This is a genomic window from Pseudomonas sp. W2Oct36, assembly GCF_041060465.1.
GTDB classification, from domain to species: domain Bacteria; phylum Pseudomonadota; class Gammaproteobacteria; order Pseudomonadales; family Pseudomonadaceae; genus Aquipseudomonas; species Aquipseudomonas graminis_B.
Genome location: NZ_JAUERW010000004.1, coordinates 156,768 through 180,761 on the forward strand (window position 1 = coordinate 156,768; position 23,994 = coordinate 180,761).

General features: G+C 60.4%; 20 protein-coding genes and 4 tRNA genes. 12 read left to right on the plus strand and 12 right to left on the minus strand.

The window, feature by feature from the left end; all coding sequences use genetic code 11:
• Positions 1–64: 64 nt before the first annotated feature.
• From QWI18_RS08470 to QWI18_RS08485, 4 genes are all read left to right on the plus strand, one after another.
• Positions 65–2,509 carry an acyl-CoA dehydrogenase gene (locus QWI18_RS08470; protein WP_369318620.1) on the plus strand — a complete coding sequence of 815 codons (2,445 nt, stop codon included), beginning with the start codon at positions 65–67 and terminating at the stop codon, positions 2,507–2,509.
• A 199-nt stretch (positions 2,510–2,708) separates the two neighbouring features.
• Positions 2,709–2,912, plus strand: a complete 204-nt coding sequence (locus QWI18_RS08475) for a hypothetical protein (RefSeq protein ID WP_369318621.1) — start codon at positions 2,709–2,711, stop codon at positions 2,910–2,912.
• A 64-nt stretch (positions 2,913–2,976) separates the two neighbouring features.
• Entirely contained in the window at positions 2,977–3,387 is a 411-nt protein-coding gene (locus tag QWI18_RS08480; protein ID WP_065993096.1) for a PA2817 family protein, read from the plus strand.
• A gap of 752 nt (positions 3,388–4,139) precedes the next feature.
• Positions 4,140–5,228, plus strand: a complete 1,089-nt coding sequence (locus QWI18_RS08485) for an LLM class flavin-dependent oxidoreductase (protein ID WP_369318622.1) — start codon at positions 4,140–4,142, stop codon at positions 5,226–5,228.
• 114 nt (positions 5,229–5,342) lie between these two features.
• On the opposite strand, the gene QWI18_RS08490 is transcribed toward QWI18_RS08485, so the two are convergent.
• The 3 genes from QWI18_RS08490 to QWI18_RS08500 all read right to left on the minus strand — a co-directional run bounded on the left by QWI18_RS08490 (position 5,343) and on the right by QWI18_RS08500 (position 9,344).
• Positions 5,343–6,800: a M10 family metallopeptidase C-terminal domain-containing protein gene (locus QWI18_RS08490; RefSeq protein ID WP_369318623.1), complete on the minus strand. Its 1,458-nt coding sequence runs from the start codon at positions 6,798–6,800 to the stop codon at positions 5,343–5,345.
• A gap of 273 nt (positions 6,801–7,073) precedes the next feature.
• Complete coding sequence (locus tag QWI18_RS08495) at positions 7,074–8,072, minus strand: NAD(P)H-quinone oxidoreductase (RefSeq protein ID WP_296312189.1); 999 nt, start codon at positions 8,070–8,072, stop codon at positions 7,074–7,076.
• 96 nt (positions 8,073–8,168) lie between these two features.
• On the minus strand, positions 8,169–9,344 hold the full coding sequence (locus QWI18_RS08500; protein WP_296312184.1) for a trans-acting enoyl reductase family protein: 1,176 nt from the start codon (positions 9,342–9,344) through the stop codon (positions 8,169–8,171).
• 110 nt (positions 9,345–9,454) lie between these two features.
• Here QWI18_RS08500 and QWI18_RS08505 point away from each other — a divergent pair, with 110 nt between their 5' ends.
• Complete coding sequence (locus QWI18_RS08505; RefSeq protein ID WP_192134041.1) at positions 9,455–10,354, plus strand: LysR family transcriptional regulator; 900 nt, start codon at positions 9,455–9,457, stop codon at positions 10,352–10,354.
• A gap of 32 nt (positions 10,355–10,386) precedes the next feature.
• Here QWI18_RS08505 and QWI18_RS08510 read toward each other — a convergent pair whose 3' ends face one another.
• Positions 10,387–11,292 (minus strand): LysR family transcriptional regulator, encoded by a 906-nt coding sequence (locus QWI18_RS08510; RefSeq protein ID WP_296312181.1) that lies wholly within the window; start codon positions 11,290–11,292, stop codon positions 10,387–10,389.
• A gap of 211 nt (positions 11,293–11,503) precedes the next feature.
• Between QWI18_RS08510 and QWI18_RS08515 the strand changes: the two genes are divergently transcribed.
• The 3 genes from QWI18_RS08515 to QWI18_RS08525 all read left to right on the plus strand — a co-directional run bounded on the left by QWI18_RS08515 (position 11,504) and on the right by QWI18_RS08525 (position 15,017).
• Positions 11,504–12,112 carry a cysteine dioxygenase gene (locus tag QWI18_RS08515; protein ID WP_369318624.1) on the plus strand — a complete coding sequence of 203 codons (609 nt, stop codon included), beginning with the start codon at positions 11,504–11,506 and terminating at the stop codon, positions 12,110–12,112.
• Positions 12,109–13,689, plus strand: a complete 1,581-nt coding sequence (locus QWI18_RS08520; RefSeq protein WP_369318625.1) for a rhodanese-related sulfurtransferase — start codon at positions 12,109–12,111, stop codon at positions 13,687–13,689. The genes QWI18_RS08515 and QWI18_RS08520 overlap by 4 nt, the downstream gene beginning before the upstream one ends.
• Positions 13,690–13,994: 305 nt before the next feature.
• Positions 13,995–15,017 (plus strand): ABC transporter substrate-binding protein, encoded by a 1,023-nt coding sequence (locus QWI18_RS08525; protein WP_369318626.1) that lies wholly within the window; start codon positions 13,995–13,997, stop codon positions 15,015–15,017.
• A 121-nt stretch (positions 15,018–15,138) separates the two neighbouring features.
• Here QWI18_RS08525 and QWI18_RS08530 read toward each other — a convergent pair.
• From QWI18_RS08530 to QWI18_RS08545, 4 genes are all read right to left on the minus strand, one after another.
• Positions 15,139–15,214: transfer RNA gene (locus QWI18_RS08530), tRNA-Gly, on the minus strand.
• A gap of 3 nt (positions 15,215–15,217) precedes the next feature.
• Positions 15,218–15,293, minus strand: a tRNA-Glu gene (locus QWI18_RS08535).
• 103 nt (positions 15,294–15,396) lie between these two features.
• Positions 15,397–15,472 (minus strand) — tRNA-Gly (locus tag QWI18_RS08540).
• A gap of 2 nt (positions 15,473–15,474) precedes the next feature.
• Positions 15,475–15,550, minus strand: a tRNA-Glu gene (locus QWI18_RS08545).
• Between the two features lie 264 nt (positions 15,551–15,814).
• Between QWI18_RS08545 and QWI18_RS08550 the strand changes: the two genes are divergently transcribed.
• The gene (locus QWI18_RS08550) at positions 15,815–16,588 is read left to right on the plus strand and encodes a hypothetical protein (protein WP_065993078.1); all 774 of its coding nucleotides are present in this window, start codon (positions 15,815–15,817) and stop codon (positions 16,586–16,588) included.
• A gap of 48 nt (positions 16,589–16,636) precedes the next feature.
• On the opposite strand, the gene QWI18_RS08555 is transcribed toward QWI18_RS08550, so the two are convergent.
• A complete protein-coding gene (locus tag QWI18_RS08555) occupies positions 16,637–17,119 on the minus strand; it encodes a GAF domain-containing protein (protein ID WP_065993077.1) in 483 nt (160 codons plus the stop codon).
• Entirely contained in the window at positions 17,116–18,009 is an 894-nt protein-coding gene (locus tag QWI18_RS08560; RefSeq protein ID WP_065993074.1) for an ATP-binding protein, read from the minus strand. Before QWI18_RS08560 ends, QWI18_RS08555 begins: the two co-directional genes overlap by 4 nt.
• Before the next feature lie 87 nt (positions 18,010–18,096).
• On the opposite strand from QWI18_RS08560, the gene QWI18_RS08565 reads away from it, so the two are divergent.
• Positions 18,097–20,415 carry a response regulator gene (locus tag QWI18_RS08565; protein WP_369318627.1) on the plus strand — a complete coding sequence of 773 codons (2,319 nt, stop codon included), beginning with the start codon at positions 18,097–18,099 and terminating at the stop codon, positions 20,413–20,415.
• A 12-nt stretch (positions 20,416–20,427) separates the two neighbouring features.
• Here the strand turns inward: QWI18_RS08565 and QWI18_RS08570 are convergent, their stop codons facing one another.
• Together QWI18_RS08570 and msrB are read right to left on the minus strand one after the other, a co-directional pair.
• Positions 20,428–20,928, minus strand: a complete 501-nt coding sequence (locus QWI18_RS08570; RefSeq protein WP_192133707.1) for a glutathione peroxidase — start codon at positions 20,926–20,928, stop codon at positions 20,428–20,430.
• 84 nt (positions 20,929–21,012) lie between these two features.
• Positions 21,013–21,411 carry a peptide-methionine (R)-S-oxide reductase MsrB gene (gene msrB, locus QWI18_RS08575; protein ID WP_296310297.1) on the minus strand — a complete coding sequence of 133 codons (399 nt, stop codon included), beginning with the start codon at positions 21,409–21,411 and terminating at the stop codon, positions 21,013–21,015.
• 192 nt (positions 21,412–21,603) lie between these two features.
• On the opposite strand from msrB, the gene QWI18_RS08580 reads away from it, so the two are divergent.
• Positions 21,604–22,815 carry a pyridoxal phosphate-dependent aminotransferase gene (locus tag QWI18_RS08580; protein WP_369318628.1) on the plus strand — a complete coding sequence of 404 codons (1,212 nt, stop codon included), beginning with the start codon at positions 21,604–21,606 and terminating at the stop codon, positions 22,813–22,815.
• A 268-nt stretch (positions 22,816–23,083) separates the two neighbouring features.
• A complete protein-coding gene (htpX, locus tag QWI18_RS08585; protein ID WP_369318629.1) occupies positions 23,084–23,971 on the plus strand; it encodes a protease HtpX in 888 nt (295 codons plus the stop codon).
• The last annotated feature ends 23 nt before the right edge of the window (positions 23,972–23,994 follow it).

The following is a 23,994-nucleotide window of genomic DNA, read 5'->3' on the forward strand; positions in this document are numbered from 1 at the left end:
GGGCCAGAGCGGTCGACTGCGCAGCCGGTTGCGCTTATCGCGCCGTCATCATGGAGGGCTGTTTATGTTGTTGCTGTGGATCGTAGTGTTGGTGGTTGGCGTGGCCTGGCTGCCCCATCGCAGAATTGCGCCCTTCCCCGCCCTGGGCATCGTCGCGGTGTACCTGCTGGCAATGGGCGCGTTCAGCCATGCCCATGGCTGGATGGTCATTCCATGGGTGTTGTGGCTGGGCGTCGCGTTGCTGCTGGCGTTGCCGGACCTGCGCCGCAAGCACTTCAGTGCGCCGATGTTCTCGTGGTTTCAGAAAGTGCTGCCGCCGATGTCCGCCACCGAGCGCGACGCCATTGACGCTGGCACGGTGTGGTGGGATGGCGAGCTGTTCAGCGGCCGTCCGGACTGGAACACGCTGCTCAGCTACCCAAAGAGCAAACTGACCGACGAAGAGCAGGCCTTCCTTGACGGCCCGACCGAAGAACTCTGTGCCATGGTCAGCGACTGGGAAATCGGTCAGGCCATGGACCTGCCGCCGCAAGCCTGGGCGCATATAAAAGAACATGGCTTCTTCGCGCTGATCATTCCCAAGGAATACGGCGGCAAAGGCTTCTCGGCCTACGCCCACTCGCAAGTGGCGATGAAGCTGGCGACCCGCAGCGGCGATCTGGCCTCCACCGTGATGGTGCCCAATTCACTGGGCCCGGCAGAGCTCCTGCTGCATTACGGCACCGACGAGCAGCGGAATCACTACTTGCCACGCCTGGCCCGAGGCGACGAGATCCCGTGCTTCGCCCTGACCGGACCGCTGGCCGGCTCCGACGCAGGGGCGATGCCCGACACCGGGATCATCTGCAAGGGCCAGTGGGAAGGTGAGGAAGTCATCGGCCTGCGCCTGAACTGGGAAAAGCGCTACATCACCCTGGGCCCTGTCGCCACCCTGCTCGGCCTCGCCTTCAAGGCCTACGACCCTGAGCATCTGCTCGGTGACGAAACAGACTTGGGCATCAGCCTGGCGCTGATTCCAACCGACACCGCCGGTGTGGAAATCGGTCGTCGTCATGTGCCACTGGGCGCGGCGTTCATGAACGGCCCGAACTCGGGCAAGGATGTGTTCATTCCGCTGGAATACCTGATCGGCGGCCAGGCCATGCTCGGCAAAGGCTGGATGATGCTGATGAATTGCCTGTCGGTCGGGCGTTCGATTTCTCTGCCTGCAGTCGGTACCGGCGCTGCGAAGTTCACCAGCCTGGTCACCGGCCAGTACACCCAGGTGCGCGAGCAGTTCAACGTACCGTTGGCAGCGTTCGAAGGGATTCAGGAATCCCTCGCGCGCATCGGCGGCAACGCCTGGCTGATGGACAGCGCGCGCATCCTGACCGCCAATGCGGTGGACCTGGGCGAGAAGCCTTCGGTGCTGTCGGCGATCCTTAAATACCACCTGACCGAGCGCGGCCGTGAGTGCATCACCCACGCCATGGATGTGCACGGCGGCAAGGGCATCATCATGGGCCCGAACAATTACCTGGGTCGCTCGTGGCAAGGCGCGCCGATCTTTATCACCGTGGAAGGCGCGAACATTCTGTCGCGTAACCTGATGATCTTCGGTCAGGGCGCCATTCGCTGCCACCCGTTCGTGCTGAAGGAAATGGCCCTCGCCGGCCGCAAGGATCAGGACCGGGCGGTGGTGGAATTCGACGGCCTGCTGATGCAACACATTGGTTTCGCCGTGCGTAACGCGGCCAGTACGCTGGTGTTGAACCTGGGCCTTGGGCATTTCGAAAGCGTGCCGGGCGACCGGCTGAGTCAAGGTTATTTCCGCGCGCTGAACCGTCAGGCGGCGGCGTTCGCGATGCTGGCTGATCTGAGCATGATGTTGCTGGGCGGCGAGCTGAAACGCCGCGAGCGTCTGTCGGCGCGGCTGGGCGATGTGCTGAGCCACATGTACCTGGCGTCCGCCGCCCTCAAGCGTTACCACGATCTGGATTACACCGAAGCGCTGGCGCCGCTGTTTTGCTGGTCCATGGAAGAAGCGCTGGGTGAGTCGGAGCGCGCGCTGGATGAGCTGCTGAGCAATTTCCCGAACCGCATTCTAGGTGGATTGCTGCGAGTGATCGTGTTCCCGTTCGGCCGTCGTCACAAAGGGCCTTCGGACAGGCTCGATGCCCAGGTCGCGGAAATTCTTGGCCGCGCCAAAGGCGATCCGGCGTTGGAATCAGTGCTTGCCGGTTGCTATCGCCCGACTGACGCAGAAGATCCGGTCGGCGCATTGCAGCACGCGAGCGACTTGCTCAGCGGCGCCAAGGCTATCCGCAGCAAACTCCATCACGCGGTGAAAAGCGGTCAGGTCAAGCCGGCGGGGGGTGAGCATCTGATCGGTGCAGCCCTGAGCGCAGGCGTGTTGCAGGCGGCGGAAGCGGAAACGTTGCGCGCGGCAGAAACGGCGCGACGCAAGGTGATTGATGTGGATGATTTCGACAAGGAAGAGCTGGTTGCCACCGAAGGTAAAATCCGCTGATTAATTGAGGCAAACCCTGTAGGAGCGCGCATGCCCGCGATTGCGGTGGGTCAGCACCATAAACGTTAGCTGACAAGCCAACATTCGCGGGCAAGCGCGCTCCTACAGGCGCTGCCCGCGACTTACGTCTACATACACCGCTCTGGTGAATTGTCCTACACTCCTTGGTAACAACAAGAAAAACCCAAGGGGACGCACCATGATTGACCAACGCCTGACTCATCGCTGCCTGCTCTCTGAAATTGCCTCGGGGGAGGATCTTTACAGCGGCAAGCCGACACCCACCCTGCAAACCCTTCTGATGATGGGCTTTGTCACCCGTCTGCCCAGTCCCGACCGCACTTTTGCCCACCTGGCCCTCACTGAGGCAGGCCATCGGTATCTGGCCGGGTTGTGGCATTGAGATAGCCGCAGGCGGCGGGGGGATCTATACTCCCGCGCCTGTTTTTGTCTCTGAGGGTTTCATCATGGCCGACGCCAATCTCGACCACATCATGAATCAGCTGTTGCATTTGCGCGGCATCCTGGTCGCGCTGGGAGAGGCCGAGCAGGTCCCCGAGGAAAGTCATGCGCTGTTTCTGGAGCGTTACGATGAGTTGCTGACGCTGTTGCCGGCTGATCCGATCGAGAGTCAGTATCTGGGGCAGGATTTGTTGTGTCAGGTGATTCAGCGTTATCCGCAGATTGCGCATTTGGTGCCGCGGGATTTGTTGTGGTTTTTCGCCGGCGATTGTCTGCATTTCATGCCGGATGATGAGATTGATTTGTATACGGCGCTGGAGGAGCGTCGGTTTGAGGCGATGGAGAACGAGGAGCCGTTCGACTGGAATCAGGAGAAGCAGTTGTTGGCGATGTCGCAGTCTGAGTCCAAGCATTGATCTGAAGCTATCCGGATCAATAGCATTGAGGGGACTGATTTATTTACAGCGCTTCACCGTAAATTAATCTGTCCCCGGCCGTCATGCGGCGTGGCTTATGACGCCAAGATCAAAGGCGTCAGCCTAACGGCCTCTGTTTCGCCTTCGGCGAGTTACTTTTAAAAAGCACTAAAAGTAACCAAAAGTGCCTGCTCTCGGTTTGGCCCGACTTCGTCGGGTTCCCTCACTCCGACGACGCTCCGTGGGCCCGCGCCGAACGGACATCCATGTCCTGACGGCGCTCTCGCCGCATCCATGCGGCTCGGCCCACTGCGCATCGTCTGCGTTCGGCCTGCACCCAAGTCGCGTTCTGCGGTGTCTGGGATATTTATGTATGAAGATCAAAGCGTGGAGCAGATCAACGGCTTCCCGGCTAAAGCCGGTCCTACAGGGAGCGTCGCCGGTCCTACTGACTGCGCTCATTTTGTAGGACCGGCTTTAGCCGGGAAGAGGCCAGTGCGGGTGCCGCAAATTGATCGTTCCCCCGCTCTCCGTGGGAATGCATCCCTTGACGCTCCGCGTCACTCTGAACCGGCAGTAATACTTCCACTTTATAAAAGATTCCCTGATCTTACCGATCCGCTAAATGCATTTTTTTTATAATTAGCTTAGCGCCAAATCGAATTTCACAGACCCTCCGCTTGCCCCTATGTTGCTGACTTGCTCCCGCGTGTCCTCTCGCGTCGGTTTGCCCATCAGTGCAAGGAGTTGTCATGAGCGTCGAGTTCATCGGTTATATCGCTACCCAGCCCGGATCGGAAATTCATCCCCGCAGCGGGCCGGCCGTTCAGCCTGAGTACGTGGAGAAAGTCGCCCGAGCCCATGAAGAGGCGGGGTTTGATCGGGCACTGGTTGCCTACCATTCCAACAGCCCGGACAGTGCGTTCGTGGCGTCTTATGCGGCGAGTGTTACGCGTACGTTGAAGTTCCTCGTGGCCCATCGTCCGGGCTTTATTTCCCCCACCGTCGCCGCTCGGCAATTCGCTACGCTGGATGTGTTCACTGGCGGGCGTATTGCGGTGCACATCATTACCGGCGGGGACGATCAGGAGCTGCGCGCTGACGGCAGTCTCATTGGCAAGGATGAGCGTTACGCCCGCACGGACGAGTACCTCGGCGTGGTGCGCCAGGAATGGACGGCCGACAAGCCGTTCGATCATCAGGGTGATTACTACCGGTTCGAGGGCGCTCATTCGTTGGTCAAGTCGCCGCAGCAGCCTCACATTCCGCTGTATTTCGGGGGTGCCTCTCAGGCTGCGCTGGAAGTCGCCGGTAAGCATGCCGATGTCTATGCCCTCTGGGGCGAGACCTACGAGCAAGTAAGAGACATCGTCAAGCAAGTGCGGGCCGAAGCCGCAAAACACGGCCGGACAATACGTTTCAGTTTGTCGTTACGGCCGATTCTGGCGGAGACGGAGGAAAAGGCCTGGGCGCGTGCGGACGATATTCTTGAGCGGGCGAAGGCGTTGGCCCAAGCGTCGGGATTGGAGCGACATGAGCCGCCGAATGAAGGCTCGCGGCGTTTGCTGGAAGCAGCGGCCCAAGGTGCGCGTCTGGACAAACGCTTGTGGACCGGCATTGCCGGACTGCTCGGCGCGAAAGGCAACTCCACCTCGTTGGTGGGTACCGCAGAGCAAGTGGCCGAGGCGCTGCTAGATTATTACGACCTGGGGATCACGACGTTTCTGATTCGAGGTTTTGATCCGCTAGAAGATGCGGTGGATTACGGCAAAAAGCTGATCCCGCTGACGCGCGAACTGGTCGCGCGGCGTGAGCAGGATAAGAACGAAAAGGTCGCGTGAACGGCGGCCGTGGCTCTCGATTCCCGCTAAGCCCCGCGTATTCAGCAGGCCCCGGTCTGCTGACTACGCGCCGGATAAGACGCCGCCCTATTGAACTGTCGTCGGGCAAACAGGTTACACAGGCGCAGGCTCGGCTGGATTGATGCCGACAATAGCAATCAGCGGTTCATCCAGATAAAGGCCGTCATAGAGGACCGGAACGCTTGTGTGGTTGCCGCTCAGTGCAATCTGGAAGAAACGCCCGTCTGCATCGGCTTCAAAGGAGCGCAGGTAGGTCCTGTCCTGGTCTTCGTTGTAGTCGAGCTTCAAGGTGCCATTTCGTCCATCGCCCGTGCGGTCGAACCCCAGATCGAGAATGAACAGACGGTCTCCGCTTTCAAAGTCGGTGATAAGGTCCGAATGACTGACGTCCGCCGTGCGATAGCTGTCGGTCATGCGGTAATAAACGAAGTCATCAAGGCCGCTGCCACCGGTGAGTGTGTCCTTGCCCATGCCACCGGCCATGACGTCGTTACCAGCGCCCCCGTTTATGATGTCGTTGCCCTGAAAACCCACCATCTGATCATCGCCCACGCCGCCGGCCAAGACGTCATTGCCGCCGGTGCCGAGCACATCCATGTTATCGCGGGTCATCGTATTGACGATCTTGGGCCCGCTGGTGTTGCCGAAATCCACCGTGTCGCGATTCAGATCGGCCCTGAGATTGCCGCTGAACAGGATTTCAAACTGATTGCCGTCAGCATCGGCTTCCAGCGACTTCAAGGCTGTCTGCGTACCTGCGCCATTGACCACAACCTTCAGAGTGCCATTGAAGCCATTGCCCAGGCCGCTGAACCCCAGGCTGGACAGATCCACGAGGTCGCCCTCAGCTGCATTGAAATTAGTGACCAGATCCCGACCGGCAGTGTGCGCAAAACCTGTCGAGGTGCGGATGCTGTCGGACACGGAACTGAATACGAACTCGTCGGCGCCGGTGCCGCCAGTGAGGGTATCGCCGCCCCCGCCCCCCACCAGACGATCATCGCCGGCCAGGCCAGTCATGGTATCGCGACCCTCGTAGCCCATCAGGGTTTCTGCGCCAGCCGAGGTGCCGACAACGCTGTCGCCCGAATCACTGCCGGCAATCAGGCGCTGGAAGTTGGCGTTGGTCAGGGTGTAATCGCCACTCAGGAGCAGTTCGAACCGGTTGCCGCTTTCATCGACATCGTAGCTTCTGAGAATCGTCCGATAATAGCCGTCATCTGTATTGCTGACGATCTGAACGGTTCCGTGTGTGCCGTCACCAATGCCGGAAATGCCTAGCGCGGTCAGGTCAAGGCGATCAGCCTTATCGAAATAATCGATGTAGTCGACATGCGAGCCGCTACTGTCGCTGATGGACGCATAGCGCAGTACGGCGTTTCCATAGGCGTAGAAACTGTCCGAACCAGCCCCGCCGATCAGTACGCTGTCACCTCGACCCTCGATGTAATCGTCGCCAGCACCGCCGTAGATAACATTGAGATCGAAGGAACTGAAAAATTCATCCTTACCCGCGGTGCCGTACCAGAAAACCTTTTGTTGATCTGCCATTGAAACGCTCCCTGAGCTGCCGCCAGAGTGGGCGGCAACAGCTGTGATAGGCAAAGCGGCAGTTGGTTCGCGGGCCAGCAGTGGCCATTATCGACTTTCCGTGAGCAAAGGCTCTGCGGGCGTTCAGAAGATGCTTGAGGCCAGCGCAGTCGCTCTGCATGGAGCTTGAAGCGTACAGAGAAGCCGGTCGCCCCAAGCCAACCATGGCACCTCAAACAGAAAATGAACAACGCCCGGCGGGGCAGTCAATGACACGCACCGGGCGATTCACGTTCACACCACCTTCAGCACGATTTTGCCGACATGGTCACCCTGTTCCATTCGCTGATGCGCTTGTGCTGCGTCGGCGAGAGGAAAAATCCGGTCAATGATAGGCAGGCACTCGCCTTGCTTGAGCAACGGCCAGACATTGGTATGTACGGCGCGAGCAATCTCGGCTTTTTCCTCCGCGCTACGCGAACGCATCATCGACCCTGTCACCGAGCCTTGCTTTTCCATCAACGCCAGCAGATTGAAGTCCTTGACGGAGCTGCCGCCCAGAAAACCGATAACGACCAGTCGACCACGTCGTGCAAGTGACGCCACGTTGTTCTCGAAATAGCTTCCGCCCATGATGTCGAGAATCACGTCTACGCCCTTGTCCTGGGTTTGCCGCGCGATCTCCTCAGCGAAGTCCACCTCGCGGTAATTGATCGCTTCGCCACCCAGTGCGCGGATCCGGTCGCACTTTTCCTGGCTGCCGGCCGTTGCAAAAGCCTTGATCCCCAAGGCCTTGCACAGCATGAGCGCAGTAGTGCCGATGCCGCTGGTGCCGCCATGGATCAACACGGTGCCGCCCTTTCGGGCCTGGCCCAATTCGAACAGATTGGCCCATACGGTGAAGAATGTTTCCGGAATGGCGGCGGCCTGAATCATGTCCACGCCGTCCGGGACAGGTAGTGATTGAGTCGCTGCCACAACGCAGTATTCGGCGTAACCACCGCCATTGGTCAGCGCACATACCTTGTCGCCCAGCTTGAAGTCGGCCACCTTTGCGCCAACCGCGACGACCTCACCGGCCACTTCCAGCCCGGGCACAGGGGTCATGCCGGGTTTCATCGGGTACTTGCCAGAACGCTGTATGACATCAGGACGATTGATGCCGGCGGCGTGAACCCGGATCAGCAACTCATGATCACCCGGCGTTGGCACATCGGCCTGCATTATCTTCAATACTTCGGGGCCACCGGGTTCGGTGATCTCGATGTAGTTCATGCGGTTTGGCACATTCATGGGACACCTTTTGTTGACTAGGCTAATTGTTGAGAGAGCTAAAGACTCTGAAAGCTGAACGTCAAAGACATTCAGCCTTTTTAGCGGCCCATCGAATCAACCCTCGACGGTAAACCTCAGCCCGGCTTTCTCCGTCAGGCGCTTGAGCAGCGCTTCATTCAGCGCCGCCGCGGGCGTCCAGCAACCGCCCGGGGTCTCCTCACGTGTTACATCGAACGCCAGCGCCATCGCTGACTCGGCCAACATCTTGGATGTCGACAGGTAGCCCGGGTCCTCGTCGCAACTCACGGATGCCTTGAGCACCTGACCATCGGCCAGTTCAGCGATGAACAGCACGTCATAAAAGCCCGCCTCAAGCTCATTCTGTGTCGGCCCTTGCCCCGGTTGAGGATGACCGCCCTCATTAAAGGAGAAGCCCGCCAGACCAGGCTCATCGTCGTCGCTCGGCTGCGCACTGAGCATCAGCATTTCGTCGTACTGAAAGGACGTGCCCCACAGGTGCCCTTCCAGCAAGTTTGTGCGATGCACCGCCTTGGAATTGATGCCCGACATGATGAAAGGCCCGACCCAGGTCTGCGCCAGTTCATCCCTGTAAGGGGTCTGATCATCAGGTTGCTCGACGCCTCTGAATCCTGGTGTGTAGGCAAATGGATCGGCCACCAGTTCACCGAGAGCAGGATCCTGCGCCGCCGCTGCAACCACAGCGTCGACACTCAGGAACGTGCCACCCGACAGCACGCCTTGCATCTTGCGCACCCGCCCCCTGATCCGAGGTGCGTAGCGAGCGAACTTCTTCATGACCTGCTGCTGGGTGAACCATACGCCGAGGTCGAACGGCACCGAATCGAAACCACAGGAGAACACCAGTCGCGCGCCCGATGCCTGGGCTTGGGCCTGATGGCTGCCGATCATCCGGGCAATCCAGGGGATCTCCCCGGAGAGGTCAACGTAGTCCGTCCCCGACTCGGCGCAGGCGGCCACCAGGTCAGAGCCGTAGACCGAAAACGGCCCTGCGGTGGTGATCACCACCCGGGTCGTGGCGACCATGTCGCGCACGGACGCACGGTCCCGGGCATCGGCCACGATCAGCGGCAGCGCTGCGGCGTTTGCCCAACTGTCCCGAATGGCTTCCAGCTTGCTCAAGCTGCGACCGGCAATTGCCCACTTAACAGGGCCGTCAACGCCGTATTGAGCGAAGAGGTATTCAGCGACCAGCCGACCGGTGTAACCCGTGGCGCCGAAAATGATCACATCGAATGTTTGTTTACTCATGGAAAAGATGATTCCTGAAAGCGCCGCGAAGCGAAGGCGACACTCTAGCCATCCTTCCTACAAATGATTAGATGGTATGGTTGGAATAGACCTATAACCGCAGAGCATTAATTGTGCGCGACACCGTAACTGATCTGGTGGCCCTCCTGCGGGTCGCCCGTGAAGGCAGTTTTACCAAAGCGGCGGCGCAGCTTGGCGTTTCCCAACCTGCGCTGAGCCGCACCATTACCAAACTGGAATCGCGCCTGGGCGTGCAACTCCTGACACGCAGTACCCGCAGCGTCGCGCCGACCGAAGCCGGGGCGCGCTTGATCGACCGCATCGGGCCGCATTTTGACGGGATCGAGTCAGGGCTGAACGAGCTGAGCGAACTCAGCGGAACGCCGGCCGGCAGTCTGCGCATCACCTCTCTGGAGCACGCAACCCATCTGGTGCTTGCACCGGCTGCGCTGCAATTGATGACCGACTATCCAGGCATCAAGGTTGAGATCAACGACAGCTACGCCTTGGTGGACATCGTCGCCGAGCGCTTCGATGCCGGTATCCGCCTGGGCGCACAGCTGGCTCAGGACATGATCAGCCTGCCCATCGGCGGGGATTTTCGCATGGCCTTGGTGGCCGCCCCCGCCTATCTGGAACACCGCGCTAAACCACTGACGCCACAGGACCTGACCGAGCACGCCTGTATCAACCTGCGCCAGCCCACCTCGGGAGGATTGTGGGCTTGGCCTTTCGCCAAAAACGGGAGAGAAATCAAAGTACGCGCCGACGGGCATCTGGTGAGTAACAACATCTGGCTCATGCGTGATTTTGTCAGGGCGGGTGCCGGACTGGGTTACTTCCCGGAGCACCTGGTTGAGCAGGATCTGGCACAAGGTCGCCTGGTGCGGTTGCTGGAGGACTGGACTGAGACCGTCACCGGGTATCACCTCTACTACCCAAGCCGGCGCCAACACAAACCGGCTTTTCGTTTGCTTCTGGAAGCCCTGCGGGATCGGGCGGACCGCTGACTGTCTCCTTCAGGCCGAAACCGTCACAGCCCTCAAGCCGCATCCCGCTCCTGCTCCAGCGCTTGCGCCACCACACGACCGAAGGACGCCACCGGCGCCTGCAAGTTGCCGAGGAAGCGCGGGTAGATCAGCCACAGATCCATCACCGGCTTGAAATCCTTGAGCGGCATGACCGCCAGTGAATCGCGATGAACGCTGCGCTCCAGCAATTGACGCGGCACAAGACCCAAGCCCATGACGTCGGCGACGAGCCCCAGTTGCAGCTCGGTGCCGAAGGTTTCCAGATTGACCTTCAGGCTCAACCCCTGGTCAGCCAGCGTCCGTTGCAGCCCGGCACGGAAACCGCAGCCGTCGGGGTTGAGCACCCAGCCCAGCGCGTAGCAGTCGGCCAGTTTCACCGGCTTTTTCGGCAGCACGCTCTTGGCGCAGACCACCACCAGCTCCATCTTGCCGATGGACTCGCCAACGATGCCTTCGGGGAATATCTTGCCCGCAGGGAACAGCGCCGCCGCTGCGTCCAGTTCGCCGTTCTCGATTTTGCCAATCAGGTGGCTGCCCCAACCGGTAATCACTTGGGCGCGCAGGTCGGGAAATTGGCCGCGCAGGTGTTTCAGCGCATCCAGCAGCACGACGTCGCCGATGGTTTGCGGCACGCCCAGTCTGAGCAATCCGGTGGGCGGCGTGTCGCTGGCAACGAGTTCGCGTAACGAGTCCATTTCCCGCAGGATCGCCAGGCATTTCTGATAGACCTGATTGCCCATTGCCGTGGGCTTGAGCGGCTTGGTATTACGGTCGAACAACTCGACGCCCAGTGCCTGCTCGAAATTCTGCACCCGGCGCGTGATGGCCGGCTGGGTCAGGTCCAGGGATTCAGCGGCATGGCTGATTGACTGGCAGCGAATGACCGCCACGAAAGCATCGATGTCATCAATTTTCATTCGGATCGCACATGGAATAAGGGAAATAAGATAGGCAAAAATCATAATCGCCACAGAAGGCTGTGGATAGCCTCTGTTTAGCCACAGAACGGCCAGCAACCTGTGAGTCAGTTATCAGCTAAGTTTCGGTTATAACCTAATCATCAATGAATCGCATATTAGGCGGCTTAATTATGCTTATATTAAGCATTCTTCTGTGTCCGGAGCCGACATGACCCACATCCGACACCCTGAACGACTCAGGGCGTTCATCGGCGCGCTGGCCGAGCTGATCGATAGCAATCCGAGGGAAGGCGACCTGCTTTCCCGGGGTGGCAAGCTGCTGGGGCAACTGGTCAGCTATGACGACTGGCTGCCGGATGAGTTTGCCGTTCCCGATCCGACGCGCTATCAACAGTTTCTGTTGCACGCCGACTCACGGCAGCGCTTTTCGGTCGTCAGCTTCGTGTGGGGACCGGGCCAGAGCACGCCGATTCACGACCACCGCGTCTGGGGCTTGATCGGCATGCTGCGCGGGGGCGAGTATTCCCAGGGGTTCGCCCGCAGCGCCGATGGCCGACTGGAACAGGAGGGCCCGGCGATCCGCCTGGAGCCCGGCCATGTCGAGGCCTTGTCGCCGCGCAGCAACGACATTCATCAGGTCAGGAATGCCTTCGACGATCAGGTGTCGGTCAGCATTCATGTCTACGGTGCCAACATTGGCGCCGTGAAGCGCGCCGTTTACCAGCCCGATGGCAGCGAAAAGCTGTTCATCTCGGGTTATTCCAACGCCTTGCTCCCGAACATCTGGGATCTGTCCAAAGAGAACCAAGCTCAATGAGCCATAACACCCGTTCCTGCGCCGACATCCGCCGCGCCCTGCTCGCCCATGAAGAAGTCGCGCTGGTCGATGTTCGCGAAGAAGCCCCTTTCGCCGAAGCTCATCCGCTGTTCGCCGCCAACATCCCTTTGTCGAAGCTGGAACTGGAAGTGCTCGCGCGCATCCCCCGGCGCGACACCGCCGTGACGGTGTACGACAACGGCGAGGGTCTGGCCGAACGCGCCTTGCAGCGCTTTCAGGGCCTGGGTTACAGCGACGTCAGCCTGCTTGAAGGCGGATTGCAGGGCTGGCGCGACGCCGGCGGCGAGGTGTTCATCGACGTCAATGTGCCGAGCAAGGCGTTTGGCGAACTGGTGGAGCACCATCGCGAGACGCCGTCGCTGGCCGCCGAAGAGGTCAAGCAGTTGCTCGACGCCAAGGCCGACGTGGTGGTGCTGGATGCGCGGCGGTTCGATGAATACCAGACGATGAGCATTCCCTCCGGAGTCAGTGTGCCCGGCGCCGAACTGGTGCTGCGCGCGCGCGAACTGGCACCCGATCCCAAGACCCGAATCATCGTCAACTGCGCCGGTCGTACGCGCAGCATCATTGGCACGCAGTCGCTGGTGAATGCAGGCCTGCCCAACCCGATTTCCGCCCTGCGCAATGGCACGATTGGCTGGCTGTTGGCCGGCCAGACCCTGGACCATGGGAAATCCCTGCGCTTCCCGCCGGTCAGTGATGCAACCCGGGAAGTCGCTCGGGCGGATGCGCGCAACGTGGCGGACAAAGCGCGAGTGAAACGCGCCAGCCGCGGGGACTTGCCGGTCTGGCAGGCCGAGACGACTCGCACGACGTACCTGTTCGATGTGCGCACGCCGGAGGAATTCGAAGCCGGCCATGTGCCCGGTGCCCGTTCGACGCCGGGCGGCCAGCTGGTGCAGGAGACTGACCATTACGCCAGCGTGCGCGGCGCGCGGATCGTGTTGCTGGATGACGACGGCGTGCGCGCAAACATGTCTGCTTCGTGGCTCGCGCAACTGGGCTGGGAGGTGTTCGTGGTGGACGACCTGCGCCCAGAGGATTTCAGCGAAGAAGGCGCCTGGAACGCGCCGAGTCCGCCCGCGCCGCAGGTCGAGGAGATCAGCGCGCAGACATTACGCGAGTGGCGCGAACACGGTGGCGCGGCGGTGCTGGATTTCACTGCCAGCGCCCACTACGTCAAGCAGCATATTCCCGGCGCCTGGTGGACACTGCGTGCCGACCTCGCCAACGCGCTGCAAAACACACCGGTGGCCGAGCGTTACGTGCTCACTTGCGGCAGCAGCAAACTCGCGCGGCTGGCCGTGCCGGAGGTCGAAGCGCTGACCGGCAAGCCGGTGTTTGTGCTGAAAGACGGTACCGCCAGTTGGGTGGCTGCAGGCTTTGAGCTTGAGCACGGCGAGAGCCATCTGGCCTCCCCGCGCATTGACCGCTACCGCCGGCCTTATGAAGGCACTGATGCGCCGCGTGAGGCGATGCAGGCGTATCTGGATTGGGAGTATGGACTGGTCGAGCAATTGAGCCGCGACGGGACCCACGGGTTTTATGTGATCTGAGCCACGCTGCATTCCCTCCCCTTGTAGGAGTGAGCTTGCTGACGAAAACGGCGTTCCAGTCGCTGAAAATTCAGCAAGCACGCCCGCCAACTCACGGGCAACCGCTCCTGCAAAAAACGCATTGCCTCAATATATCTATGCAATGTTTTTATAGAGTCAAGCTAGATAATCACAAAAGTACATAATTAGAATATAACCAAAAGATACTTCTATTCCATTTCTTATCGGCATATGGTCAATCCCCTTGCCGACCCCTTCTCCAGGCGGAGGCCGAGAACCCTTTTTCATGCCTGGAGAGACGCACCATGCCCGCCCCTTTCACTCCCCTGCTCCGCGCCCGACACGTGATACTCGGCGCACTGCTCGCATTATCATTCAGCCAGACCACACAGGCCGCCGAGCCACTCCAGCCGCTGCTCGTCGCCAACCAGAAGTCCGCGCTGAAGGTGCTGCTGGAGGTGTCCGGCGAGCTGAAGGACGTACCCTACGAGATCAAGTTTTCCGAATTCCCCTCGGCGTCGCCATTAGGTGAAGCCCTGAACGCGGGGGCCGTCGACGTCGGCGCGCTGGGCGACGCGCCGTATGTCTTTGCGCTGGGCGCCGGTGCGGCGTTGAAGGTCATCAGCATTACCCACGTCAGTGGGCGCTACACGACTGCGCTGATTGTGCGCAACGACTCGCCGGTCCACTCGGTTGCGGACCTCAAAGGCAAGCGCATCGTCACCGGTCGCGGCTCCATTGGTCATTACCTGGCGATTCGCGCGCTGAACGAAGCCGGCCTGAAGACCAGCGACGTGAACTTCGTTTACCTGTTACCCAGCGAGTCGCGGCTGATCCTCGACAACGGCGACGCTGACGCCTGGGCCACGTGGGCGCCCTACACCACCGTCGCCACGCAGAACGGCGCGCGGATCCTGCCCAACGGGCCGGACCTGCTGACCAACCATTCCTATCTCGCCGCCACCAGCAAGGCCATCGCCGACAAGCGCGTGCAACTGGACGATTTCGTGGTGCGCCTCGACCGCGCCTACCGCTGGGCCAACGCCCACCCGGCCGAATACGCCGCCGCCCAGACCAAGGTCACCGGCCTGCCGTTGGCCGTGCATCTGGCCGTCAACCAGGACACGAAAATGGAACGCGTGAGCATCGATGACGGCGTCATCAAGGGCTTGCAGAATACGGCGGACATCTACCAGCGCGAAGGCATCCTCAACAAACACGTCGACGTGTCCCGTGGCTTCGACCCGGATTTCAATGCCATCCGCCTGGCCGCCGAGCCATCAGCCGAGCAAGCTGCCAGTCAGAACAATCCCCAAGCTGCGCGCTAAGGGAGCGGGCTAATTTGGAAGCCTGTGGAATGAGCGGGACAAAATCGATTTGAGGCGCGTGTGCGTTGTAAATCCCGCACACACAAAAACGCCGCTCTGTTGAGCGGCGTTTTTGAGAATTTGGAGCGGGAAACGAGACTCGAACTCGCGACCCCGACCTTGGCAAGGTCGTGCTCTACCAACTGAGCTATTCCCGCAAATGGCGTCCCCTAGGGGACTCGAACCCCTGTTACCGCCGTGAAAGGGCGGTGTCCTAGGCCACTAGACGAAGGGGACACAGCCTGGAAACACCATGGTGTTGTGTTCCAGTTCCAGAAACACATCCGAAGACGCTTCCTGGTTTCACTCAACTTCGCCCGAAAGCAAAGCTGCTTAAAAATGGAGCGGGAAACGAGACTCGAACTCGCGACCCCGACCTTGGCAAGGTCGTGCTCTACCAACTGAGCTATTCCCGCAATGGCGTCCCCTAGGGGACTCGAACCCCTGTTACCGCCGTGAAAGGGCGGTGTCCTAGGCCACTAGACGAAGGGGACACGCTACAACATTCACTCCCTGCTACGCTCTGCTGTGTGCTTTACGCTGCAAGTGGCGCGCATTCTATGGATGGATATAGGGGTCGTCAACCCCTCAGTGAAAATATATTCAAATCAATGACTTCGCCCTCTATTTAGGCAAAGGACGGCCGATACACACGTGTCAGCCGCCATGGGCAATATCAGGCGGAGTGACAGGACCACCTTCCCGCGATAGTGGATAGCCACTACACTCGCGCAAATTACTTGATTGAGGCTTGTGCGGTGACACCACTCTTTATCACCTTCTTGGTTGTAGCAGGCATCGTGCTCCTCATTGCGGTGGGCTATCTGAATCATGTCGCAGAAGGCAAAAAGGTCGAGCGCGCGCGCAGCATGGTCGAGCTCAACGACCGGCTACGCCGCTGCAGCGAGCTGTCCGAAACCTTCCCCGGTCAGTTGATGACGCCGCAGTTGAAGCTGCTGCTGGTTCGGCTGGAGCTGAACGTGGTCAAACGCCTGCTCGCTCTGGAAAAAAGGAACAACCCGAATCTTCAGGAGCGCCAGTCTGAACTGGAAGCCCTGGTAGCGCAGGGCGACGCGATCACCGTCAGCAACCCGCCCAGCCCGATTCAAACCGAAGCCAAGGCCAAGGACGTGCGCTTTCTGCTGGAAGCCATGCACGGCCAGGTGACGCGAGCGGCCCACGACGGTTTCCTGCAAACGTCCGAAGCCAAGCAATGGATTCGCGAGATCCGCAACTTGCTGGTGCTGCTGCACATCGAGTTCTTCAACAACCTGGGCCAGCACGCGATGAGTCAGGAACAGCCCGGTCAGGCGCGTCTGGCCTTCGAGCGCGGCGTTCAGTACCTGAAAAACCAGCCTGAACCCGCGCCGTGGAAAAGCCACTTGCAGGCCATGGAGCGGCAATTGGCCAAGGCGAACTCCATGGTGCTGGACACCATTGCACCGACCGAAGACGACAACAACGAGCTGACCGAAGGGTTGCGCGTCGTGGACGCCGAGGCAGAGTGGAAAAAGAAAGCCATCTACGACTGATGGCTCGACACCGACGCACCGCGCCAAGCGGTGCGTCGGGGCTTCACATCAGCAATCGGTCGAATTCAGGAAAATCGCCGCCAGCCGTTCAATCCCCGCCTGATCTTCCTCGTTAAAGCGCCCGACGCTCGGGCTGTCCAGATCCAGAACCCCGATCAGCTGTCCATCCTTCACCAGTGGCACGACCAATTCGCTATTGGAAGCGCTGTCGCAGGCGATGTGGCCGGGAAACTCATGGACATCGACCACGCGTTGGGTTTCGCGGCTTTGTGCCGCCGTACCGCACACGCCCCTGCCGAACGGAATGCGCACACAGGCGATCTGGCCCTGAAACGGACCCAGCACCAGCTCTTCGTTGCGGTTGAGGTAGAAGCCTGCCCAGTTCAGGTCGTCGAGCTGGGTATAAAGGAAGGCCGAGAACTGCGCGGCGTTGGCGATGAAGTCGCGCTCATCCGCCAGCAGGGATTCCAGTTGTGCAGCGAGCAGGCGGTAGCCATCAAGGCCCTCCCCTGCGGAATTCAAATCGATCATGCGTCTTGCTCCAGCATTTTCAAACCAACCCAGTAACGGGCGAACTGATACGCGCAACGGCCGTTGCGGTTGCCACGGCCGGTTGCCCAGCGCACGGCGTGAATCTCGAGCGCTTCATCGCGCTGCCATTGCAGGCCGGCCCTGATCGCCAGCTCGCCAATCCAGTGCTCCACCACATCCAGAAAATGCTCCTGAGTGAACGGATAGAACGACAGCCAAAGGCCGAAGCGGTCGGACAGCGCGATCTTGTCTTCGACGGCTTCACTCGGGTGAATCTCGCCGTCGTCACCGCGCTGCCAGTGAGCGTTGTCGCTCTCCTTCTCAGGCACCAAATGCCGGCGGTTGGAGGTGGCGTACAGCAGGACATTGTCAGGCGCCTGTTCCAGCGAGCCATCGAGCACGCTCTTGAGCACCCGGTAGTCGCCTTCGCCGGATTCGAACGACAGGTCGTCGCAGAACAATACGAAACGCTGGGGTGACTTCTGCAGTTGCTCGACCACGCGCGGCAGATCGCCCAAGTGGTCGCGCTCGATCTCGATCAGGCGCAGACCGGCCTTCGCGTGCTCGGCCAGCAACGCCCGGACCAGCGACGACTTGCCCGTCCCACGTGAACCCCAGAGCAGCGCGTGGTTGGCGGGCAGGCCGTCGATGAACTGCTGCGTATTGCGGCCCAGTTGCTCACGCTGGCGGTCAACGCCGATGAGGTCGGACAGGCGCATGTCCAGCGTGACGTCCAGTGGCATCAGGTAACCGCCGCGACCTTCGTGGACCCAGCGCGCGGCCAGGGTCGTTTCCCAGTCCACGGGCTGCCGAACGGCAGGCAAGAGAGGTTCGAGACGCGCCAGTACCGACTCGGCGCGCTCCAGAAATGCGTTCAATCGAGAATCCACGGTTTCTCCTTGATTTAACGGGTTAACGCGTGGCCGCGATCAGCTATGCTTGCCACGCGACGGACACAAGAAGTGACAGTGCCTTTTATGGATATAGCGATCACCCACCGGCTGTCATTCAAACAGGCCCGATTGACTGTGCTGATCGGCTTTGTATTGGGCACGCTGCTCAGCCTGTCTCAAATTGCGCTCGATTATGCCAGCGAAGACGCGTCCATCGATCGTGAAATTCGCTCCCTGTTGCAAATCAGTCATAACCCCGCCTCACGCATTGCCTACAACCTGGATGCAGAACTCGCCCAGGAACTGACCCTCGGCCTGCTGCACTCCCCGGCCGTGGTCGGCGCGCGGCTGACGGATAACAACAACGTTCAGCTCGCTGCGGTATCACGGCCGCTGGCGAAAAGCGCCTACCGCATGGTCAGTGATTTTCTGTTCGGCGGGAGTCGGCAGTTCGAAGACGTGCTGCACCTGGACCATATCCCCGATGAGTCCATCGGCACCTTGCACCTTGACGTCGATACGTTCGCTTTCGGCAACCATTTTCTGCAGCGCGCCGGCATCACTCTGGTCAACGGCTTCGTGCGCAGCCTGGTGCTGGCCGGCCTGCTGCTGGCGCTGTTCTATTTCACGCTGACCAAACCGCTGACGGGCATGATCCGTGCGCTGTCGGAACGTGATCCGCGCAGCCCCGTTCAACCTCCGGTGCCCTGCCCACCCGGCCACGAAGATGACGAAATCGGCGTGTTGGTGGCGGTCACCAATCGGCAGTTCGAGAGCGTTGCCAGTGAGTTTGCGCAGCGGCGGGAGGCTGAGAACCGGCTGACCGATCACCTCAACGAGCTGGAAGACATCGTCTCCGCGCGCACCCAGCAGCTCGAATCCAGCAATGCCCGGCTCAGCCAGTCAAACGAAGAACTGCAGATTGCGCGCAGCACGGCGCTGGACATGGCCCACGCACGCTCGGCGTTTCTCGCCCACATGAGCCATGAAATCCGCACGCCGCTCAACGGCTTGCTGGGCATGCTGGCGTTGTCCCTCGATGGCCCGCTCAGCGCAGAACAGCGCCAGCAGCTGTCCATTGCCCACGACTCGGGCAAGGTGCTGGTCGAACTGCTGAATGACATTCTCGACCTGTCGAAATTCGACGCCGGCCAGGTGGAGCTCGAGCGCATTCCGTTCGATCTGGCCACCTTGATCGAAGACACCGCCAGCCTGCTGTCGCAAAACGCGGCGCCGAACGTCGAGCTGACCTGCCTGATCGACCCGCGCTTTCCGGCGTCCGTGCTGGGTGACCCGACGCGGGTGCGGCAGATCGTCAGCAACCTGCTCTCCAACGCGCTCAAGTTCACCCGCGCCGGGCGTGTGGATGTGCGGCTGGGTCAGTATGGCGACCGCGTGCGCATCGAGGTGTGCGACACCGGCATCGGCATCGCCCAGGACGCCCAGGCGAAGATCTTTCAGCCATTTACTCAGGCCGAAGCCGCGATCACCCGGCAGTACGGCGGCACCGGCTTGGGCCTGACCCTGACCCATAACCTGACCGATGCCATGAACGGGCAATTGAGTATCGAATCCGCCGTGGGCGTCGGCAGCCGCTTCCGTGTGGACCTGCCGCTGCCGGCGCACACGCCGGCGCTGAAATGGCCAATGCTCAAGGGCAAAGTGCTGGTGGCCAGTGACGCGAACAGCGGGTTGCTGGAAATGCTCAGCCGGCTGCTGCCGGAATGGGGCGTGACCTGTCAGCCGCTGGCGGACGGCGCGGCGCCCGATGCCGGTGCGGACTTGCTGATCAGCGATTGCCCGGAATGCCTGGTGGCCATCCGAGAAGCGTGCACGGTGCCGGTCTTGCTGGTGACGGCGTACGGCAACTTCATGCCCGGCGAGCAGGTGGCGGCCCTGGCGCCGCTGCAACAGCAGGCCCGGCCACTCTCGCGCACTGTGTTGCATCAAAGCCTGGCGCGCATTCTGGACGCCGACGGTCAGGCAGGTATCCGCCAGGAACAGGGCGACCCTTCACCCACCCATCGGGCGCGTATCCTGCTGGTGGAGGACAACCCGGTGAATCAGCTGGTGGCGAAAGGCATGCTCGGCAAGCTGGGCTGCGATGTGGTCGTCAGCAGCAATGGCGCTGAAGCCCTGCAGCAGCTTGAGCAGGATCACTTCGATCTGGTGCTGATGGACTGCAATATGCCGGTGATGAACGGCTATGACGCGACGCGACGAATCCGGGAGAACGAGCGCTGGTCGGGTCTGCCGATCATCGCGCTGACGGCCAACGCGATGCCGGAAGAGCGTGAACACTGCAAGGCCGCGGGCATGAGCGACTACCTCGCCAAGCCTTTTCGTCGCGAGGAATTGATGGCGTTGCTGGATCAGTGGATCCCGGTAGAACTGCCGCATTAAACGCTGCACCGATCAGCCGGCCGCTTGTTCCTTCAGCAGCGCTTCGATGTCAGCCTTGATGTCTTCCGGCTTGGTCAGTGGGGCGTAACGTTTGACCAGCTTGCCGTCGCGGCCTACCAGAAACTTGGTGAAATTCCACTTGATGCCTTCCGAACCGAGCAAGCCCGGCGCGCGCTTCTTGAGCTGCACGAACAGCGGGTGGGCATGGCTGCCGTTGACGTCGATCTTCTTGAACAGCGGAAAACTTACCCCGTAGTTCAGTTCGCAAAAGTCGGAAATGGAGCCTTCGTTGCCCGGCTCCTGCTTGCCGAACTGGTTGCACGGAAAGCCCAGCACCACCAGTCCGCGATCCTTGTAGCCCTGCCACAATTCCTCAAGGCCCTTGTATTGCGGCGTGAAACCGCACTTGCTGGCGGTATTCACCACCAGTAGCGCCCTGCCGCCGAAGTCAGCCAGGGTCTTTTGTTCGCCCTTGATCGTTTGCACCGGAATGTTCAGCAATTCGTCGCTCATGGCGATGCCTCGATTGAGTAAACCGCAACGCTAGCGCGCCATTGCCTGGCGCGCTATCCCATTGTTACCGGTGATAGGCCTGCATCAGGCGTTGCGTGGCACCAGGTCCAGGCACACGGAGTTGATGCAGTACCGCAGACCAGTAGGCGGTGGGCCATCCGGAAACACGTGGCCGAGGTGAGCGTCGCACTTGCTGCAGACCACTTCGGTGCGAATCATGCCATGACTGACGTCGCGCACTTCGACCACTGCGCTGCCTTCCAGCGGGGCGTAGAAGCTCGGCCAGCCGCAGCCCGAATCGAACTTGGTCTTGGAGTCGAACAGCGGCTCGTTGCAGCAAATGCAGTGGTAAACGCCGTCGGTCTTGGTCTCGTTGTATTTGCCGCTGAATGGACGCTCCGTGCCCTTCAGCCGGCAGACGTTGTACTGCTCGGGATCGAGCATCGCTTTCCATTCTTCAAGGGTTTTATCCAGCTTAGCCACGGGTTGACCTCCGTAAATGAAAAAGCCCGATCTGTGTCTTTTCCACGGATCGGGTGGCACGTATGATTGCGCCTTCGTTGGACGCCAGTCTGTCACCCGCGTTTCTCGCGTACAAACCCATTTTGATGGCGTCATGCTCAGCGGTCCGCGCTTCTTCTTACAGCGGGCCGTCTCTTTTCGGGACCAATCACCATGCAGTTCAGCAAATCGAACAAGCTCGCCAACGTCTGCTACGACATTCGCGGGCCGGTGCTCAAGCACGCCAAGCGCCTGGAAGAGGAAGGCCATCGCATCCTCAAGCTGAACATTGGCAACCCGGCGCCGTTTGGTTTCGAGGCGCCGGACGAAATTCTGCAGGACGTCATCCGCAACCTGCCCATGGCCCAGGGCTACAGCGATTCCAAGGGCCTGTTCAGCGCGCGCAAGGCGGTGATGCAGTACTACCAGCAGAAGCAGGTCGAAGGTGTCGGCATCGAAGACATCTATCTGGGCAACGGCGTCTCGGAACTGATCGTGATGTCGATGCAGGCCCTGCTCAACAACGGCGACGAAGTGCTGGTTCCTGCGCCGGACTACCCGCTGTGGACCGCCGCCGTTGCGCTGTCCAGCGGCAACCCGGTGCATTATCTGTGCGACGAGCAGGCCAACTGGTGGCCTGATCTGGAGGACATGAAGGCCAAGATCACGCCGAACACCAAAGCGATGGTGATCATCAACCCGAACAACCCGACCGGCGCCGTTTATTCCCGCGAAGTGTTGCTGGGGATGCTGGAGATTGCCCGTCAGCACAATCTGGTGGTCTTCTCCGACGAAATCTACGACAAGATTCTCTACGACGACGCCGTGCACATCTGCACCGCCTCGCTGGCACCGGACCTGCTGTGCCTGACCTTCAACGGGCTGTCGAAATCCTATCGCGTGGCGGGCTTCCGTTCGGGCTGGATCGCGATTTCCGGGCCCAAGCACAACGCGGTCAGCTATATCGAAGGCATCGACATCCTGGCAAACATGCGTCTGTGCGCCAACGTGCCGAGCCAGCACGCGATCCAGACCGCGCTGGGTGGTTATCAGAGCATCAATGACCTGATCCTGCCGCCGGGCCGTCTGCTGGAGCAGCGCAACCGGACTTGGGAATTGCTCAATGATATTCCGGGTGTGAGCTGCGTGAAGCCGATGGGCGCGCTGTATGCCTTCCCGCGCATCGACCCGAAAGTCTGCCCGATCCACAACGACGAGAAGTTTGCGCTGGACCTGCTGCTGTCGGAAAAGCTGCTGATCGTTCAGGGCACGGCGTTCAATTGGCCGTGGCCGGACCATTTCCGCGTGGTGACGCTGCCGCGTGTGGATGATCTGGAGCAGGCCATTGGCCGGATCGGCAACTTTTTGAAGACCTACAAGCAGTAACGCAGCGTGCTGCAAGCGCCGGCTTTTGGATGAACGCTGGTGATGATTGACGACGATGTTGTCTGACTCACCGGGTTCGCCCCCAAGCCGGCTGCTGTTGTTCCGGGGGCCAGTCGCACCGCCCTCACCCTCTTGCCGATGAGGCTTTTCGCCAGCGCGACAGCAAACGACACAGTTTGAAATGATCGCCCGGTTGAATACACCCCGACATCACCTTATATACCCCCGCAGTACGTTACATATTCTTCCCGAGGAGAAACTCTTAACCATGATGCGCATTTTGCTGTTTTTGGCCACTAACCTTGCGGTCGTGCTGATTGCCAGCATCACCCTGAGCCTTTTTGGCTTCAACGGGTTCATGGCGGCCAACGGGGTTGATCTGAACCTCAATCAGCTGCTGATCTTCTGCGCTGTGTTCGGTTTCGCCGGTTCGCTGTTCTCGCTGTTCATCTCCAAGTGGATGGCGAAGATGAGCACAGGCACCGAGATCATCACCCAACCCCGCACCCGTCATGAGCAATGGCTGCTGCAGACCGTGGAACAACTGTCCCGCGATGCAGGCATCAAGATGCCGGAAGTGGGTATTTTCCCTGCCTACGAGGCCAATGCCTTTGCCACCGGCTGGAACAAGAACGACGCGCTGGTCGCGGTCAGCCAGGGACTGCTGGAGCGCTTCTCGCCCGATGAAGTGAAAGCAGTGCTGGCTCACGAGATCGGTCACGTTGCCAACGGCGACATGGTGACGCTGGCGCTGGTCCAGGGCGTGGTCAACACCTTCGTCATGTTCTTCGCCCGAATCATCGGCAACTTCGTCGACAAGGTGATCTTCAAGACCGAAGAAGGCCGTGGCATCGCGTTCTACATCGCGACCATCTTCGCTGAAATCGTGCTGGGCTTCCTCGCCAGCGCCATCGTCATGTGGTTCTCGCGCAAGCGTGAATACCGCGCCGACGACGCCGGTGCCCGCCTGGCCGGTACGGGCGCGATGATCAGCGCTCTGCAGCGTCTGCGTTCGGAACAGGGCGTTCCGGTGCAAATGCCCGAAAGCATGACGGCGTTCGGTATCAACGGTGGTTTGAAGCACGGCCTGGCCGGGCTGTTCATGAGCCACCCGCCGCTGGAAGAGCGCATCGAGGCGCTTCGTCGCCGCGGTTGATTGCGTAGAGGCTGCATCCAGAA

Excerpts from the sequence above, each read along its gene's own strand:
- QWI18_RS08470 (WP_369318620.1), top strand. The coding sequence starts at position 65 with ATGTTGTTGCTGTGGATCGTAGTGTTGGTGGTTGGCGTGGCCTGGCTG.
- QWI18_RS08475 (WP_369318621.1), top strand. The coding sequence starts at position 2,709 with ATGATTGACCAACGCCTGACTCATCGCTGCCTGCTCTCTGAAATTGCC.
- QWI18_RS08480 (WP_065993096.1), top strand. The coding sequence starts at position 2,977 with ATGGCCGACGCCAATCTCGACCACATCATGAATCAGCTGTTGCATTTG.
- QWI18_RS08485 (WP_369318622.1), top strand. The coding sequence starts at position 4,140 with ATGAGCGTCGAGTTCATCGGTTATATCGCTACCCAGCCCGGATCGGAA.
- QWI18_RS08490 (WP_369318623.1), bottom strand. The coding sequence starts at position 6,800 with ATGGCAGATCAACAAAAGGTTTTCTGGTACGGCACCGCGGGTAAGGAT.
- QWI18_RS08495 (WP_296312189.1), bottom strand. The coding sequence starts at position 8,072 with ATGAATGTGCCAAACCGCATGAACTACATCGAGATCACCGAACCCGGT.
- QWI18_RS08500 (WP_296312184.1), bottom strand. The coding sequence starts at position 9,344 with ATGAGTAAACAAACATTCGATGTGATCATTTTCGGCGCCACGGGTTAC.
- QWI18_RS08510 (WP_296312181.1), bottom strand. The coding sequence starts at position 11,292 with ATGAAAATTGATGACATCGATGCTTTCGTGGCGGTCATTCGCTGCCAG.
- QWI18_RS08515 (WP_369318624.1), top strand. The coding sequence starts at position 11,504 with ATGACCCACATCCGACACCCTGAACGACTCAGGGCGTTCATCGGCGCG.
- QWI18_RS08520 (WP_369318625.1), top strand. The coding sequence starts at position 12,109 with ATGAGCCATAACACCCGTTCCTGCGCCGACATCCGCCGCGCCCTGCTC.
- QWI18_RS08525 (WP_369318626.1), top strand. The coding sequence starts at position 13,995 with ATGCCCGCCCCTTTCACTCCCCTGCTCCGCGCCCGACACGTGATACTC.
- QWI18_RS08555 (WP_065993077.1), bottom strand. The coding sequence starts at position 17,119 with ATGATCGATTTGAATTCCGCAGGGGAGGGCCTTGATGGCTACCGCCTG.
- QWI18_RS08565 (WP_369318627.1), top strand. The coding sequence starts at position 18,097 with ATGGATATAGCGATCACCCACCGGCTGTCATTCAAACAGGCCCGATTG.
- QWI18_RS08570 (WP_192133707.1), bottom strand. The coding sequence starts at position 20,928 with ATGAGCGACGAATTGCTGAACATTCCGGTGCAAACGATCAAGGGCGAA.
- QWI18_RS08580 (WP_369318628.1), top strand. The coding sequence starts at position 21,604 with ATGCAGTTCAGCAAATCGAACAAGCTCGCCAACGTCTGCTACGACATT.
- htpX (WP_369318629.1), top strand. The coding sequence starts at position 23,084 with ATGATGCGCATTTTGCTGTTTTTGGCCACTAACCTTGCGGTCGTGCTG.